This is a genomic window from Pseudomonas synxantha (assembly GCF_900105675.1).
GTDB lineage: Bacteria > Pseudomonadota > Gammaproteobacteria > Pseudomonadales > Pseudomonadaceae > Aquipseudomonas > Aquipseudomonas synxantha.
On the sequence record NZ_LT629786.1, the window covers coordinates 4,043,451 to 4,059,899 of the forward strand.

The 16,449-nt window shown below is 59.5% G+C and carries 14 protein-coding genes; all 14 read right to left on the reverse strand.

Going from position 1 to position 16,449, the window contains the following annotated elements:
- Positions 1–119: 119 nt before the first annotated feature.
- The 14 genes from dnaE to pyrH all read right to left on the reverse strand — a co-directional run bounded on the left by dnaE (position 120) and on the right by pyrH (position 16,354).
- Positions 120–3,641, reverse strand: a complete 3,522-nt coding sequence (dnaE, locus tag BLU48_RS18810; protein WP_057021919.1) for a DNA polymerase III subunit alpha — start codon at positions 3,639–3,641, stop codon at positions 120–122.
- 76 nt (positions 3,642–3,717) lie between these two features.
- Positions 3,718–4,350: a ribonuclease HII gene (rnhB, locus tag BLU48_RS18815; RefSeq protein ID WP_046071292.1), complete on the reverse strand. Its 633-nt coding sequence runs from the start codon at positions 4,348–4,350 to the stop codon at positions 3,718–3,720.
- The gene (gene lpxB / locus BLU48_RS18820) at positions 4,347–5,486 is read right to left on the reverse strand and encodes a lipid-A-disaccharide synthase (protein ID WP_057021918.1); all 1,140 of its coding nucleotides are present in this window, start codon (positions 5,484–5,486) and stop codon (positions 4,347–4,349) included. The genes rnhB and lpxB overlap by 4 nt, the downstream gene beginning before the upstream one ends.
- A 2-nt stretch (positions 5,487–5,488) precedes the next feature.
- On the reverse strand, positions 5,489–6,265 hold the full coding sequence (gene lpxA / locus BLU48_RS18825; RefSeq protein WP_043049624.1) for an acyl-ACP--UDP-N-acetylglucosamine O-acyltransferase: 777 nt from the start codon (positions 6,263–6,265) through the stop codon (positions 5,489–5,491).
- Complete coding sequence (gene fabZ, locus BLU48_RS18830) at positions 6,262–6,702, reverse strand: 3-hydroxyacyl-ACP dehydratase FabZ (protein WP_034118457.1); 441 nt, start codon at positions 6,700–6,702, stop codon at positions 6,262–6,264. Before fabZ ends, lpxA begins: the two co-directional genes overlap by 4 nt.
- Positions 6,703–6,813: 111 nt before the next feature.
- Positions 6,814–7,869, reverse strand: a complete 1,056-nt coding sequence (gene lpxD, locus BLU48_RS18835; RefSeq protein ID WP_057021917.1) for a UDP-3-O-(3-hydroxymyristoyl)glucosamine N-acyltransferase — start codon at positions 7,867–7,869, stop codon at positions 6,814–6,816.
- 3 nt (positions 7,870–7,872) lie between these two features.
- Positions 7,873–8,376, reverse strand: a complete 504-nt coding sequence (locus BLU48_RS18840) for an OmpH/Skp family outer membrane protein (RefSeq protein ID WP_003189173.1) — start codon at positions 8,374–8,376, stop codon at positions 7,873–7,875.
- 45 nt (positions 8,377–8,421) lie between these two features.
- Complete coding sequence (bamA, locus tag BLU48_RS18845; protein ID WP_034118455.1) at positions 8,422–10,809, reverse strand: outer membrane protein assembly factor BamA; 2,388 nt, start codon at positions 10,807–10,809, stop codon at positions 8,422–8,424.
- Positions 10,810–10,883: 74 nt separating this feature from the next.
- Complete coding sequence (gene rseP / locus BLU48_RS18850) at positions 10,884–12,236, reverse strand: sigma E protease regulator RseP (protein WP_057021916.1); 1,353 nt, start codon at positions 12,234–12,236, stop codon at positions 10,884–10,886.
- 53 nt (positions 12,237–12,289) lie between these two features.
- The gene (gene ispC, locus BLU48_RS18855; protein WP_057021915.1) at positions 12,290–13,480 is read right to left on the reverse strand and encodes a 1-deoxy-D-xylulose-5-phosphate reductoisomerase; all 1,191 of its coding nucleotides are present in this window, start codon (positions 13,478–13,480) and stop codon (positions 12,290–12,292) included.
- Positions 13,477–14,283 (reverse strand): phosphatidate cytidylyltransferase, encoded by an 807-nt coding sequence (locus tag BLU48_RS18860; RefSeq protein WP_057021914.1) that lies wholly within the window; start codon positions 14,281–14,283, stop codon positions 13,477–13,479. The genes ispC and BLU48_RS18860 overlap by 4 nt, the downstream gene beginning before the upstream one ends.
- Positions 14,284–15,039 carry a polyprenyl diphosphate synthase gene (gene uppS / locus BLU48_RS18865; protein ID WP_005785713.1) on the reverse strand — a complete coding sequence of 252 codons (756 nt, stop codon included), beginning with the start codon at positions 15,037–15,039 and terminating at the stop codon, positions 14,284–14,286.
- Positions 15,040–15,056: 17 nt separating this feature from the next.
- Positions 15,057–15,614, reverse strand: coding sequence for a ribosome recycling factor (gene frr, locus BLU48_RS18870; protein ID WP_043049618.1), 558 nt, complete (start codon positions 15,612–15,614; stop codon positions 15,057–15,059).
- On the reverse strand, positions 15,611–16,354 hold the full coding sequence (gene pyrH, locus BLU48_RS18875) for a UMP kinase (RefSeq protein WP_003189161.1): 744 nt from the start codon (positions 16,352–16,354) through the stop codon (positions 15,611–15,613). The genes frr and pyrH overlap by 4 nt, the downstream gene beginning before the upstream one ends.
- Between the last annotated feature and the right edge of the window lie 95 nt (positions 16,355–16,449).

Consider the following 16,449-nt stretch of genomic DNA (forward strand, 5'->3'; position numbering starts at 1 on the left):
TCTTGGGTCGACGGCCAAGGAGTGCCTGGCCAGCCGGTTGTCTATTCGCGCCCTACCTTAAGGGAGAGGCGCGTTTAGGTCGAGATTAAATGTTCAGCCGAGGTCAGGGGTGCTGACCGTCAACGGTATTGGAGGAAGACGTTGTCTCGCCCGAACTGGTCACGCAAAGCTTGAATCAAGCCATCGGCGGGATCGATTCGCCACGTCTCGCCAAACTGCAACATGGCCTTGGCGTCGCTGCCGGTGTACTCCATGGTCACCGGGCACGCGCCGCGGTGGCGTTTGAGCAGGTCACCCAACCAGCGTAGCTGATCGCCCTTGAGCGCTTCAGTCTTGACTTTCAGGCGCAGGCTCTCGGCGAGGTTGGTACGGGCATCTTCCATGCTCATCACCCGCTTGATACGCAGGCGCAGGCCGCCGGAGAAGTCGTCGTTGCTGACCTCCCCTTCCACCACCACCATGGCGTCGGTCTGCAGCAGCGACTGGGCGGAGTGGAAGGCATCGGCAAACAGCGACGCCTCGATACGGCCCGAGCGGTCGTCCAGGGTGATAAAGCCCATCTTGTCGCCCTTCTTATTTTTCATCACTCGCAGGGCGATAATCATGCCGGCGACGGTCTGGGTATCGCGCGCCGGTTTCAGGTCGATGATGCGCTGGCGGGCAAAACGCCGGATCTCGCCTTCGTATTCGTCAATCGGATGGCCGGTCAGGTACAGGCCCAGGGTGTCTTTTTCCCCCTTGAGACGTTCCTTGAGCGTGAGTTCCTTGGCCTTGCGATGGTTGGCGTAGACATCGGCATCTTCTTCGACAAAAAGCCCGCCAAACAGGTCGGCGTGGCCGCTGTCATGGGTGCGGGCGGTCTGTTCGGCGGCCTTGATTGCCTCTTCCATGGCGGTGAGCAGCACTGCGCGGTTGCGGTCGATATTGGCCTGGTAAGCCTTGGGCTCATCATGGAAATACGGGCCGAGCCGGTCGAGTGCGCCGCTGCGGATCAAGCCATCGAGAGTACGTTTGTTGATGCGCTTGAGGTCAACCCGTGCGCAAAAATCGAACAGGTCCTTGAACGGCCCGTCCTGGCGCGCCTCGGTGATGGCTTCCACCGGGCCTTCGCCCACGCCCTTGATCGCGCCGAGGCCATAGATGATGCGGCCTTCGTCATTCACCGTGAACTTGAACTCCGAGGCGTTCACGTCCGGCGCGTCGAGGCGCAGTTTCATGGTGCGCACTTCCTCGATCAAGGTCACGACCTTGTCGGTGTTATGCATATCCGCCGAGAGTACCGCCGCCATGAACGGCGCCGGGTAGTGGGCTTTTAGCCAGGCGGTCTGGTACGACACCAGGCCGTAGGCGGCGGAGTGGGATTTGTTGAAGCCATAACCGGCGAATTTCTCCACCAGGTCGAAGATGTTACCCGCCAGGTCGGCGTCGATATTGTTAGTTGCGCAGCCCTCAATGAAACCGCCACGCTGCTTGGCCATTTCCTCGGGCTTTTTCTTACCCATGGCGCGACGCAGCATGTCTGCACCACCAAGGGTATAGCCAGCCATCACCTGGGCGATCTGCATCACCTGTTCCTGATACAGAATAATGCCGTAGGTCGGCGCCAATACGGGCTTGAGGCCCTCGTACTGGTAGTCGGAGTGCGGGTACGCCAGTTCGGCGCGGCCGTGCTTACGGTTGATGAAGTCATCCACCATGCCTGATTGCAGCGGGCCCGGACGGAACAGGGCCACCAGTGCGATCAAGTCTTCCAGGCAGTCGGGCTTGAGCTTTTTGATCAGCTCCTTCATGCCCCGGGATTCAAGCTGGAACACCGCCGTGGTTTCGGCTTTTTGCAACAGGCTGTAGGTCGGTTTGTCATCCAGCGGGATAAACGCGATATCCAGCGGTTCTTCGCCCACCTTGGCACGGTCGCGGTTGATGGTCTTGAGCGCCCAGTCGATGATGGTCAAGGTGCGCAGGCCAAGGAAGTCGAACTTCACCAGGCCGGCCGCCTCCACGTCATCCTTGTCGAACTGGGTCACCAGGCCGTCGCCTTCTTCATCGCAATAGATCGGCGAAAAGTCGGTCAGCTTGGTCGGCGCGATCACCACGCCACCGGCGTGCTTACCGACGTTACGCACTACGCCTTCAAGCTTGCGCGCCATCTCCCAGATTTCCGCGGCTTCTTCGTCGACCTTGATGAAGTCGCGCAGGATCTCTTCCTGCTCGTAGGCTTTTTCCAGGGTCATGCCGACTTCGAACGGGATCATCTTCGACAGGCGATCCGCCAAACCGTAGGACTTGCCTTGCACCCGTGCCACGTCACGGATTACCGCCTTGGCGGCCATGGAACCGAAGGTGATGATCTGGCTTACCGCGTTGCGGCCGTATTTCTCGGCCACGTACTCAATGACCCGGTCGCGGCCATCCATGCAGAAGTCAACGTCGAAGTCGGGCATGGATACCCGTTCCGGGTTCAGGAACCGTTCGAACAGCAGGTCATATTCCAGCGGGTCAAGGTCGGTAATCTTCTGCACATAGGCCACCAGCGAGCCAGCGCCTGACCCCCGGCCCGGACCGACCGGCACGCCGTTGTTCTTGGCCCACTGGATAAAGTCCATCACGATCAGGAAGTAACCGGGGAACCCCATCTGGATGATGATATCCAGCTCGAAATTCAACCGGTCGACATATACCTGACGCTTGGCTTCATAGTCTTCGGTGGTGTCCTTGGGCAGCAGGACGCTGAGGCGCTCCTCCAGGCCATCGAACGACACCTTGCGAAAGTACTCATCGATGGTCATGCCATCGGGAATCGGGAAGTTGGGCAGGAAGTGCTTGCCCAGCTTCACTTCAATGTTGCAGCGCTTGGCGATCTCGACGGAGTTTTCCAGGGCCTCGGGCAAATCGCTGAACAACTCCGCCATTTCTTCGGCGCTTTTGAGGTACTGCTCTTCGCTGTAGTTTTTCGAGCGGCGCGGGTCATCCAGGGCCCGGCCTTCGCCGATGCACACGCGGGTTTCGTGGGCCTCGAAATCTTCTTTCTTGATAAAGCGCACATCGTTGGTCGCCACCAGCGGCGCGCCCAGCTTGTCGGCCAGAGCCACGGCGGCGTGCAGATGCTCTTCATCATTGGGGCGGTTGGTACGTTGGACTTCCAGGTAGAAGCGGTCCGGAAAAACCTGCATCCATTCGCGAGCCAGCACTTCGGCTTCTTGGGGATTACCGCCCAGCAGCGCGATACCGATTTCACCTTCCTTGGCCGCCGAGAGCATGATCACGCCTTCGCTGGCTTCGGCCACCCACTCGCGCTCGATAATAATCGAGCCGTTGCGCTGGCCGTCGATAAAACCACGGGAAATCAGCTCGGTAAGGTTGCGATAACCCACGCCGTTCATCGCCAGCAGGCTGATGCGGCTAAGGGGGTTATCCGGGTCTTTGTTGGACAGCCACAGGTCGACACCGCAGATCGGCTTGATGCCGGCGCCCATGGCATTCTTGTAGAACTTGACCAGGGAGCACATGTTGTTCTGATCGGTAACCGCCACCGCAGGCATGTTCATGCCCACCAGGGTTTTGACCAGTGGCTTGATCCGTACCAGGCCGTCGACCAGGGAGTATTCAGTGTGCAGGCGCAGGTGAACGAATGAAGCCGGCATAGTGATCCTGTCTTGATACATGAAAACAACAAGGCCCGGATTGTACCGGGCCTTGGTAAAAACATCAGCCTTGCCGCTAAACCTCGATCAGGCTCTCACGCGCCTCATAAGCCTGGCGCACCGGGGCAAAGGAACGACGATGAATAGGCGTTGGGCCGAGGCGGGCCAGGGCTTCCAGATGAACGGGCGTCGGATAGCCCTTATGCCCACCCATGCCATAGCCGGGGTAGATCAAATCGAACGCAGCCATTTCGCGGTCACGACTGACCTTGGCCAAGATCGACGCCGCAGCAATGGCCGGAACCTTGCCATCGCCCTGAACCACGGCTTCAGCGCGCATCGCCAGTTTCGGGCAACGGTTGCCGTCGATCATCGCCAATTTCGGGGTGATATGCAGGCCTTCCACCGCACGCTGCATGGCCAGCATAGTAGCGTGCAGGATGTTCAATTCGTCGATTTCTTCTACTTCTGCCCGGGCAATATGCCAGCTCAGGGCTTTCTCACAGATCTCGTCGAAGAGTTTTTCACGACGGGCTTCGGTGAGTTTTTTCGAATCGTTGAGGCCCAGGATCGGACGGTTCGGGTCAAGGATCACCGCTGCCGTGACCACTGCACCGCACAACGGACCGCGCCCTACTTCGTCAACGCCGGCCACCAGCTCATGAGCTTGGGCAACCAGGCTGAAATCCAGGCCCATTTGCGTGATCATAAGGCTCCCTGTTTTTGGCCGATCAAGGTCAACACGGCGTCGGCCGCCTGGTTCGAGGCATCACGACGCAGGGTACGGTGAATGTCATCGAAACCACGGGTCTGCTCTTCGCCGCCGTCGATCAAGGGTAGTAGAGTTTGCGCGAGCGCTTCGGGCGTTGCATCGTCCTGCAATAACTCCGGCACCAGCAGGCGCTGGGCCAGCAGGTTGGGCAGAGAGATGTAGGGGCTCTTGACCATGCGCTTGAGGATCCAGAAGGTCAGCGGCGCCAGGCGATAGGCTACGACCATGGGGCGCTTGTACAGCAAGGCCTCCAGGGTGGCAGTACCCGACGCGATCAGCACGGCATCGCAGGCTGCCAGGGCCAGGTGGGACTGGCCGTCGAGCAGGGTCAGCGGCAGGTCGCGGCCTTCCAGCAAGGTTTCGATCTGCGCGCGACGTTGCGGGCTGGCGCATGGCAATACAAAACGAACGCCCGGTTTTTGCGCTTGCAGACGTTCGGCGGCGTCAAAAAACAGCGCACCCAAGCGCCCGACCTCACCGCCACGACTGCCCGGCATCAACGCCACCAATGGGCCATCGGGCAAGCCCAATGCGGCACGCGCCGCAGCACGGTCAGCGTGCAGGGGGATGGCATCTGCCAAGGTATGACCGACAAAGCGCACCGGCACGCCCTGCTCTTCGTAGAACCGCGCCTCGAATGGCAACAGGGTCAACATCAGGTCGCAGCCTTCGCGGATCTTCAACACGCGCTTCTGCCGCCACGCCCATACGGACGGGCTGACGTAGTGCACGGTCTTGATTCCGGCCTGACGCAGCTTGAGTTCAATATTGAGGGTGAAATCCGGCGCATCGATACCGATAAACACATCGGGCTTTTCTTCGACGAGCGTCTTGACCAGCAGTTTGCGACGAGCGAGAAGCTCGCGCAGGCGTCCCAATACCTCCACCAGGCCCATGACCGACAGACGCTCCATGGGAAAATAGGAGGCAAGACCTTCGGCCTGCATCAAGGGGCCACCCACCCCGATAAATTCCACCGCGGGATGCTGGGCCTTGAGGGCACGCATCAGGCCAGCACCCAGGATATCGCCGGAAGCTTCACCGGCCACTAGCGCAATACGCAGGTTGGCCATGATCAGCGGGTGATGCCGCGAGTCGACGCCTGGATCGAGTCACGGAACACCGCGACTTCCGGGAACAGCGTAGCCGGCTCGGTCAGTTCGGTCAGGGCCTGCTCAACCGTCAATCCTTGGCGGTAAACGGTCTTGTAGGCGCGGCGCAGGGCGTGGATCGCATCCTCGCTGAAACCCCGGCGGCGCATGCCTTCGAAGTTCATGCTACGGGCTTCGGCAGGATTGCCGAACACCGTAACGAATGCCGGGACATCCTTGCCGATAGCAGTGCCCATGCCGGAGAAACTGTGGGCGCCGATATGGCAATACTGATGCACAAGGGTGAATCCCGACAGGATCGCCCAGTCGTCAACGTGCACGTGGCCTGCCAGCGCGGTGTTATTGACCAGGATGCAATGGTTGCCGATCACGCTGTCATGGCCGATATGCGCATAGGCCATGACGAGGTTGTGATCACCCAAGGTGGTTTCGGCACGATCCTGCACAGTCCCGCGGTGAATGGTGACGCCTTCACGGATGATGTTGTGGTCACCGATTACCAGGCGTGTTTCTTCACCCTTGTACTTCATGTCCGGGGTGTCTTCGCCTACCGAGGAAAACTGGTAGATACGATTGTGTTTGCCAATGCGGGTCGGACCCTTGAGGATCACGTGCGGCCCGATGACAGTCCCCTCGCCGATTTCCACACCTGCGCCGACGATCGACCAAGGGCCGACCTCAACGTCGGCGGCCAGTACGGCCGACGGATCGATGATTGCGCGAGGGTCAATCAAACTCATAGTTTGCGTTCCGCACAGATGATCTCGGCAGAGCACACTGGCTTGCCATCGACCGAGGCCTGGCATTCGAACTTCCAGATCTGGCGCTTGCAGCTGATGAACTTGGCTTCCAGGATCAACTGGTCACCCGGGGTGACCGGGCTGCGAAAACGCAGTTTGTCGGAACCCACGAAATAGTAGAGCGTGCCGTCGGCAGGCTTGAGGTCGAGCATTTTAAAACCAAGGATACCGGCAGCCTGGGCCATCGCCTCGATGATCAACACACCCGGCATGATTGGATGCGCAGGAAAGTGACCGTTGAAGAATGGTTCGTTGATGCTGACATTCTTGTAGGCACGAATGCGCTTTTCCTCGACGTTGAGGTCCACTACACGATCCACCAGCAGGAACGGGTAACGGTGAGGCAGGTATTCGCGAATCTCGTTGATGTCCATCATTTCGGGGGGAAGCCTGTAATAAAGATTGGGGGCGGGCGGACTAAGCGCACGCCCCGCTAGCAAATCAAGGGGGCAGTCTAGCGGCTGTGCACACTTGATATGGAAATGGTATCAGCCTTCTGATGAAGCATTACCGCCAGGGGTCACGTCCCCAACACGCTTTTCCAGCTGTTTGATGCGTCGTGCCATGTCGTCGATCTTCCTCAACCGCGCCGCACTCTTGCGCCATTCAGCCGCAGGTTGCATGGCGGTACCGGAAGAATAGGCACCAGGCTCGGTAATCGAGTGGGTCACCATGGTCATGCCGGTGATGAAGACGTTGTCGCAAATGTCGATATGCCCGACCAGCCCGACACCACCGGCGAGCATGCAATGCTTGCCGATCCTGGTGCTGCCGGAGATGCCCACGCAGGCAGCCATGGCGGTGTGATCGCCAATCTGTACGTTGTGGGCGATCTGGATCTGGTTATCGAGCTTCACGCCGTTGCCGATCACGGTATCGGCCAGGGCCCCGCGATCAACAGCGGTGTTCACGCCGATCTCCACATCGTCGCCGATCAATACGCCGCCGACCTGGGCGATCTTGTGCCAGACACCCTTGGAGTTGGCAAAACCGAACCCTTCACCGCCGATCACCGCACCCGACTGAATGACCACACGCTGACCAATACGCACATCGTGGTAGAGAGTCACACGGGGAGCCAGCCAGCCATCGGTGCCGATTTCACAGCGCGCACCGATAAAGCAGTGGGCGCCCACGGTCACGCCTGCACCGATACGCGCGCCACTCTCGATCACGGCAAACGCACCAATGCTGGCCGAAGGGTCAACCTGAGCATCCGTGGCGATCACGGCCGAAGGATGAATACCACCGGCCGCCTTAGGCTTTGGATCGAACAGGTGTGACGCCTTGGCGTACGACAGGTACGGGTCGGCCACCACCAGCGCATCCCCGATAAACCCTTCGGCGTCAGCGGCCTTCAGCAACACGGCTGCGGCCTGGCAATCGACCAGGTACTTACGGTATTGGGGATTTGCGAGGAAGCTCAACTGAGCTGGGCCAGCCTCCTGCAAGGTGGCTAGCCCAGTAATTTCTTTCTCCGGGGAGCCACGCAAGGTGGCCCCCAGGAACTCGGCCAACTCGCCGAGCCTGATAGTCGCGGTCATGGGTTACTTCAGCTGGTTCATGCGCTCGATCACCTGGCGGGTGATGTCGTATTGAGGCTTGACGTCAATCACGGCGCCGCGCTCGAACACCAGGTCGAAGGCACCCTTCTTGATGACTTCTTCCACGGCGCTGTCGAGCTTGGGCTTGAGCTGCTTGAGCATCTCACGGTCAGCCACGGCCTTGGCTTCGTTCAGTTCCTTGGACTGGAACTGGTAGTCACGGGCCTTTTGCTTGAATTCAAGCTCCAGACGCTCGCGCTCGCCTTGCTGCATCTTGTCGCCACCGGCTACCAGGCGATCCTGGATGCCCTTGGCGCTGCTTTCCAGGGTCTTGAGCTTGGTCAGTTGCGGACCGAATTTCTTCTCGGCGTCCACGGCGTAACGCTTGGCCGCGTCGGATTCCAACAGGGCCATCTGATAGTTCAGGACGGCGATTTTCATTTCGGCGAAGGCCGGGGTGGTTACCAGCACAGTGGCCAGCAAGACCAATTGAGTCAACTTACGCACGATGTACTCCTACAGAATCCGTTGTCGTTATCTTAGGTCAGACGCTTAGAACGTCTGGCCGAGGGAGAATTGGAAAATCTGGGTTTCAGCGTTATCCGGTTTCTTGATCGGCATGGCCAGCGCAAAGCTCAACGGGCCCAGCGCAGTCACCCAGGTCACACCCACGCCCACGGAGCTCGCCAGGTTGCTGAGGCTCACGTCGTTGCATTGGGTGTTGGACCGCGAACCGTTCGGGTTGGTGACTTGTTCACACTTGGAGTCGAACACGTTACCCACGTCCCAGAAGACTGAGGTGCGCAGCGAACGCTGGTCCTTGACGAATGGCAGCGGGAACAGGATCTCTGCACCACCCTGGATCAGCACGTTACCACCGAATGGCAGCGGGTCGTTGTCATCATCCCGGCGAGTGCCTGAGTTACCTGTTGCCAGTTCACCACGGCTAGGCGTACCACGTGGACCCAGAGTGCTGTCCTTGAAGCCACGCACCGAGTTGAAACCACCCGCATAGTAGTTCTCATAGAACGGCAAGCCATTGGTCGAACCATAACCATCGCCATAACCCAGCTCTGTGTGCAGGCGCATGGTGTAGTTATCGCTCAACGGCTGGAACAGCTGGCCGCGGTAATCGAGCTTGAAGAACGACAGGTCGCTGCCCGGCGTGGTGACTTCCGCAGTCAGGCTTTGGGAATGGCCACGGGTTGCCAGCACACCTTTGTTCAGGGTCGACTCGGACCAGCCGGCAGAGGCCTTGAAGTTCAGGAACTTGTCACCTTCACGGCGGGTGAAGTCGAAGATCTCGTCCACGGTGTACACACCGGTCTTGATCTCATCCTGTTGCGCAGTGATACCGAAGGTCAGGCGCGAGGTCTCGCTGATCGGGTAACCGATGTTGGCGCCCACACCCAGGCTGTCGATTGCATAGCTTGCAACGTCAACGTCGAGGTCTTTGTAGTCGGTGGTGCGGTAGAAGGCGTTGTAGCCCAGGCTCACACCGTCAGCAGTCCAGTAGGGGTCGACATAACCGAAGTTATAGCGGCTCTGGTATTCGCTTCGGGTCAGGCCGATGGAAACCTTGTTACCGGTACCCAGGAAGTTGTTCTGGGTGATCGAGCCACCGAGGATCAGGCCGGCACTCTGTGCGAAACCGACGCTGGCGGTGATCGAACCCGAGGCTTGCTCTTCAACGGCGTAGTTCACGTCTACCTGGTCATCCACACCCGGTACGGCCGGGGTTTCGACGTTGACTTCCTTGAAGAAGCCCAGGCGCTCAAGACGGGTCTTGGACTGGTCGATCAGGTAGGTCGAAGCCCAGCCACCTTCCATCTGGCGCATTTCACGACGCAACACTTCGTCCGCAGACTTGGTGTTGCCACGGAAGTTGATGCGGTTTACGTAGGCGCGCTTGCCCGGATCAACAACGAAGGTGATGTCCACGGTGTGGTCTTCATCATTCGGGGTCGGTACACCGTTGACGTTGGCGAAGGTATAGCCTTCGTTACCCAGGCGGCGGGTGATCAGTTCGGAAGTAGTGGTCATCAGCTTGCGCGAGAACACCTGGTCCTTCTGCACCAGCAACAGGGACTTGACCTGGTCTTCAGGAACTTTCAGGTCGCCGCTGAGCTTGACGTCACGAACCTTGTACTTCTCGCCTTCGTTGACGTTGACGGTGATATAGACGTGCTTTTTGTCCGGGGTGATGGACACCTGGGTCGAAGCGATGTCCATGTTGATGTAGCCACGGTCCAGGTAGTAGGAGCGCAGGCGTTCCAGGTCACCGGAGAGTTTTTCACGGGCGTACTTGTCATCGTTTTTGAAGAACGACAGCCAGTTGGTGGTCTTGAGTTCGAACAGGTCGACCAGGTCGTCATCAGCGAACTTGGTGTTGCCCACCACGTTGATGTGCTGGATGGCCGCCACGGTGCCTTCGTTGATGTTGACCTTCAGGCCCACACGGTTACGAGGCTGCGGGATCACTTCGGTTTCCACGGTCGCGGAGTAGCGGCCCTGGGCAACGTACTGGCGTTGCAGCTCGTTACGCACACCTTCAAGGGTAGCGCGCTGGAAGATCTCGCCCTCGGCCAGGCCGGATTGCTTGAGGCCCTTCATCAGGTCTTCAGTGGAGATGGCCTTGTTACCCTCGATCGCGATACTGGCGACGGAAGGTCGCTCGACGACCGTGATAACCAGGACGTTGCCTTCGCGACCCAGCTGGATATCTTGAAAGAACCCGGTTTTGAACAGCGCACGAGTGGATTCCACCAGGCGACGATCATCCGCCTGTTCCCCGACGTTCAACGGCAAGGCACCAAAGACGCTACCGGCGGATACCCGCTGGAGGCCGTTGACACGAATATCGGAGATAGTGAAGGACTCGGCGTGAACTTCGGCGATCATCAATACGGTGAGAACCGCAGTTAGCAGCAGACGTTTCATGAAGTCCTTTCTTATTCCAACTGGCAATAAACAAACTGCCGCAAAATGCGGCAGATTCGCAATTCAGCGAAGCGTTACAGTCGTCCCAGATCGTTGACCAGAGCTAACAACATCACTCCGACCACCAAACTGATACCGATCTGTATCCCCCAACCCTGCACCCGATCCGACAAGGGGCGACCACGCACCCACTCGACCAGATAAAACAACAGATGCCCCCCATCCAATACTGGAATGGGCAGCAAATTCAGAACCCCCAGGCTAATACTCAGATAAGCCAGGAAATTCAGGAAATCCGCGACACCCGACTGGGCAGAAGCGCCCGCCACTTTAGCAATGGTTATCGGTCCACTCAAGTTTTTTACCGAGAGCTCACCGAACAACATTTTCTTGAGGGATTCGAGGGTCAGCACGCTCATGGTCCAGGTGCGTTTCGCGCCCTCGCCAATCGCGGCCAAAGGCCCGAAGCTGACCTCTCGAACCATTGATGGCGGCCACTCGACACCTTTGACGCCGGCCCCCAGGTACCCCCCGGCCGCCTTGGCCTCGCCACGAACCGACAAGGTCACAGGCACATCGATTTGAGCACCGTCTCGCTCAACTTTCAGCACGATCCTGGTATCAGGGCGTACACGCACCAGGTCGACCACTTGCTGCCAGTCACCCAGCGCCTGGCCATCGAGGGCCAACAGACGATCACCGGTTTTCAGGCCCGCGGCCTGGGCCGGGCCTTTCGGATCGAGCTCAGCCAGCACCGGCGGCAATGCCGGGCGCCAAGGGCGAATCCCCAGGGATTTGATCGGATCCGGCTCGTCGGCCCCTTTGAGCCAATGATCCAGCGCCAATGCCCGCGGGGTTTCGGCGCTGGAATCCTGGTCACGCACCACCACATTGACGGTGCCGCTTTCACCCAGGCGACGCACCAACTGCAAATTGACCGCGCCCCAACCCGTGGTTGGCTCGCCATCAATGGAAACAATTTCCTGCCCTGCGATGAGGCCGGCCTTGGCCGCGATGCTGTCCGCCTCGACCGCGCCGATGACCGGACGCACCTGCTGGCTGCCCATCATGGCCAGCACCCAGAAGAACACCATCGCCAACAGGAAGTTGGCAATCGGGCCCGCAGCAACAATCGCGATACGCTGACGAACGGTCTTGCGATTGAACGATTGGTCCAACTGATCGGCGGGCACTTCGCCTTCACGCTCATCGAGCATCTTGACGTAGCCACCCAGCGGGATAGCGGCGATTACAAACTCGGTGCCACGGCGATCATGCCAGCGCAACAACGGCATGCCGAAACCGACGGAAAAGCGCAATACCTTGACGCCGCAACGACGCGCCACCCAGAAGTGGCCAAATTCGTGGAAGGTAACCAGCACACCCAGAGCAACCAGGGTGCCGACAATCATGTAGAGCGCACTCATCTAATTTCTCCGCATTTCAATCCAATGCCTGAAGGCTCGAACCCACCCACAGCCTAACGCGTATTGCGGCCCAGCCATTGTCCGGCCAGGGCTCGCGCCTTGGTATCCGCCTCAAACACGGCCCCCAGGTCATTCACCGCCACGACAGGCTCAAGGCCCAGGACGTCCTCGATGATACTCGCGATCTGCGGAAAGCGGATGCGCCGTTCGAGAAACGCCGCCACGGCCACTTCATTGGCCGCATTCAGCATCGCCGGCGCGGTGCCGCCCGCCTCGGCCACCTGCCGCGCCAGGCGCAGGCATGGGAAGCGCTGCTCGTCCGGCGCTTCGAAGTCCAGGCGCGCCACCGCAAACAGATCCAATGGCGCTACGCCGGAATCAATCCGCTGCGGCCAGGCCAAGGCGTTGGCGATCGGTGTACGCATATCCGGATTACCCAGCTGCGCCAACACCGAACCGTCCACGTAATCGACCAGGGAATGGATCACGCTTTGCGGGTGAATCACCACCTCGACCTGGTCAGGCCGCGCATCGAACAACCAGCACGCCTCGATCAACTCCAGGCCCTTGTTCATCATGCTTGCCGAATCCACGGAGATTTTGCGCCCCATGGACCAGTTCGGATGAGCGCAGGCCTGATCGGGAGACACATGTTCCAGCTCGGCCAACGGAGTCTGCCGGAATGGACCACCAGACGCCGTCAGTAGAATCCGGCGCACGCCGACCTGGTTCAAGCCGCGGGCAAAATCCCCGGGCATGCACTGGAAAATTGCGTTGTGCTCGCTGTCGAGTGGCAGCAGCACCGCACCGCTCTTGCGCACCGCCTGCATGAAGAGCGCCCCGGACATGACCAGGGCTTCCTTATTGGCCAACAGAATCTTCTTGCCGGCATCGACTGCAGCGAGGGTCGGGCGTAAACCCGCCGCACCGACAATCGCCGCCACGACGGTATCCACCTGCGCATCGGCTGACACCTGGCACAGCCCCGCCTCACCCACCAGGACCTGCGTGTCCAGCCCGGCAGCCCGCAGATCATCCTGCAAGCTACGGGCTGCCGCAGCCTCAGGCACCACGGCAAAGCGCGGCGCATGGCGTACACACAAGGCCAGCAACTCGCTCAAGCGCGTGAAGCCGGTCAGGGCGAAAACCTGATAGCGATCAGGATGACGGGCAATGACGTCCAGGGTACTCAGCCCGACCGAGCCGGTCGCCCCCAGCACGGTGACCTGTTGCAGGCGGCTCACGAAGCGATCATCCACAGCAGCACGGCGAAGATCGGCAGCGCGGCAGTCAGGCTGTCGATACGATCCAGCACACCACCATGCCCCGGCAGCAGGTTACTGCTGTCCTTGATTCCGGCCTGGCGCTTGAACATGCTTTCGGTGAGGTCACCCACCACCGAGATGAACACGACGATAGCCGCGCCCAGCAAGGCCAGAAAAATCTCCTTTACCGACCAGCCGCGTACCACACCGACTACCAGCGTGATCAGCAGCGTCAATGCCAAGCCTCCGTATACGCCTTCCCAGCTTTTGCCGGGGCTGACGGCCGGGGCCAGCTTGCGCTTGCCGAAGGCACGGCCGGAGAAGTAAGCGCCAATATCTGCGCCCCACACCAGCACCATCACCGCCAGGATCAATTCGTTACCGAGGGGGTAACGCTTGATTTCCACCAGCCCTTGCCAGGCCGGCAGCAGGATCAGCAGGCCAATCACCAGCTTGCAGGCCACGCTCGACCATTGACTACTGGTGCGCGGGTAAGTCAGCACCAGGAATGTCGCCAACGCCCACCACAGCACTGCCGCACCCAGCACCCAAGGCGCAATGTCCGGCAGGATGTACATCAGGAACAACAGCACTGCGACCACTGCCGCATACGCCACACGCGGCAATTGGTTGCTGAAACCCGCCAGGCGCGCCCATTCCCAGGCCCCCAGGGTCACGACCAGGCCGATAAACAGCGCAAAGCCTGAACCTTCAAGCAGGAAAAAACCGCACAAGGCAATCGGCAGCAGGATCAGCGCCGTGATGATTCGTTGTTTTAACATTTAAACCCGGGCTCCAGCTTCGATCTGCTCGCTCGTTTTACCGAAGCGACGCTGACGGGAAGCGAAATCAGCCAGCGCATTGCGCATGGCATCGTGTTTGAAGTCCGGCCAGAACAGGTCGGAGAAGTACAACTCGGTGTATGCCAGCTGCCACAGCAGGAAATTGCTGATGCGATGCTCGCCACCGGTACGAATGCACAAGTCCGGCAACGGCAGGTCGCCAGTCACCAGGCAGGTTTGCAACAGTTCAGGCGTGATGTCGTCCGGTCGCAGGTGACCGGCCTGCACTTCGCGGGCCAGCCGCTGCGCTGCCTGGGCGATATCCCACTGACCACCGTAGTTGGCTGCGATCTGCAGCACAAAGCGGTTACTGCCTGCGGTAATAGCCTCGGCTTCGCGCATGGCGGCTTGCAGTTCCGGGTGGAACCGCGAGCGATCACCAATGATGCGCAGACTGATGTTGTTGTCATTGAGGCGCTTGGCCTCACGACGCAACGCCTTGAAGAACAGGTCCATCAAGGCGCTGACTTCATCGGCGGGCCGCTGCCAGTTTTCACTGGAGAAGGCGAACAAGGTCAACACTTCGACCTTGGCCTCAGCGCACACCTCAATCACTGCCCTTACCGCGTCAACACCCGCTTTATGCCCGGCAACACCCGGCATAAAGCGTTTTTTCGCCCAGCGATTATTCCCATCCATGATGATCGCGACATGGCGCGGCACCACGGAGGGCACAGTCTGCTTGGTCTTTTCCATGAAGGCGTCCTGACCCCTTATACGGCCATCAGGTCCTTTTCTTTTTCTTCGGTCGCCTTGGTGATCTGCGCTTCGGCGTCCTTGGTCAGCTTGTCGATATCAGCGACGGCACGACGTTCTTCGTCTTCGCTGATTTCCTTGTCCTTGACCAGCTTTTTCAGGTCACCCAATGCATCACGGCGGATGTTGCGCACGGCAACGCGCGCATCTTCAGCGGCACTGCGTGCCTGCTTGGTGAAGCCTTTACGGGTTTCCTCGGTCAGGGCAGGCATGGAGATCAGCAACAACTCGCCCAGGTTGGTCGGGTTGAGGTTCAGGCCGGCGCTCTGGATCGCTTTGTCTACAGCAGCAAGCATGTTGCGCTCGAAGGCCACGACTTGCAGGGTACGCGAGTCCTTGACGGTGACGTTGGCCACGCTGCTCAGGGGAGTGTCAGCGCCGTAGTAAGGCACCATCACGCTGCCCAGGATGCTCGGGTGCGCCTTGCCGGTACGGATCTGGCCAAATGCGTGGCTCAGGGATTCCAGGGATTTTTGCATACGCGCCTGGGCGTCTTTCTTGATTTCATTGATCATTGTTGGCCTTCCTCGATCAGAGTCCCTTCTGCGCCGCCGTGTACGATATTCAGCAGGGCGCCGGGCTTGTTCATGTTAAATACGCGCAACGGCATCTTGTGGTCGCGGCACAGGCAGATAGCCGTCAGGTCCATCACGCCCAGCTTGCGATCCAGCACTTCATCGTAGGTCAGATGATCGAACTTCTCGGCATGCGGGTCTTTGAATGGGTCTGCAGTGTATACGCCGTCTACCTTGGTCGCCTTGAGCACCACGTCGGCATCGATTTCGATCGCGCGCAGGCACGCAGCCGAGTCGGTGGTAAAGAATGGGTTACCAGTGCCGGCAGCAAAGATCACCACTTCCTTGGAATTCAGGTGGCGCATGGCTTTGCGTCGATCATAGTGATCGGTCACGCCAACCATGGAAATAGCCGACATCACGATGGCCGAAATGTTGGCGCGCTCCAGGGCGTCGCGCATGGCCAGGGCGTTCATCACAGTGGCCAGCATGCCCATGTGGTCGCCGGTGACTCGATCCATGCCAGCCGCACTCAGTGCCGCACCACGGAACAGGTTGCCACCGCCAATCACCAGGCCGACCTGCACGCCGATACCGACCAGTTGGCCGACTTCCAGCGCCATGCGATCAAGCACCTTGGGGTCGATCCCGAACTCTTCCGAGCCCATCAGGGCCTCGCCGCTGAGCTTGAGTAGAATGCGTTTATAGCGAGCCTGATAACCACTGCCCTGCTGAGCCATTGCGAATCTCTCCTGCGGCGTATTTTTTAAAAAATTCTTGGCGAGCCGTTTACGGCTTGCGTTCACTCTAGCTGGACGCTATCACAGCGCCATCG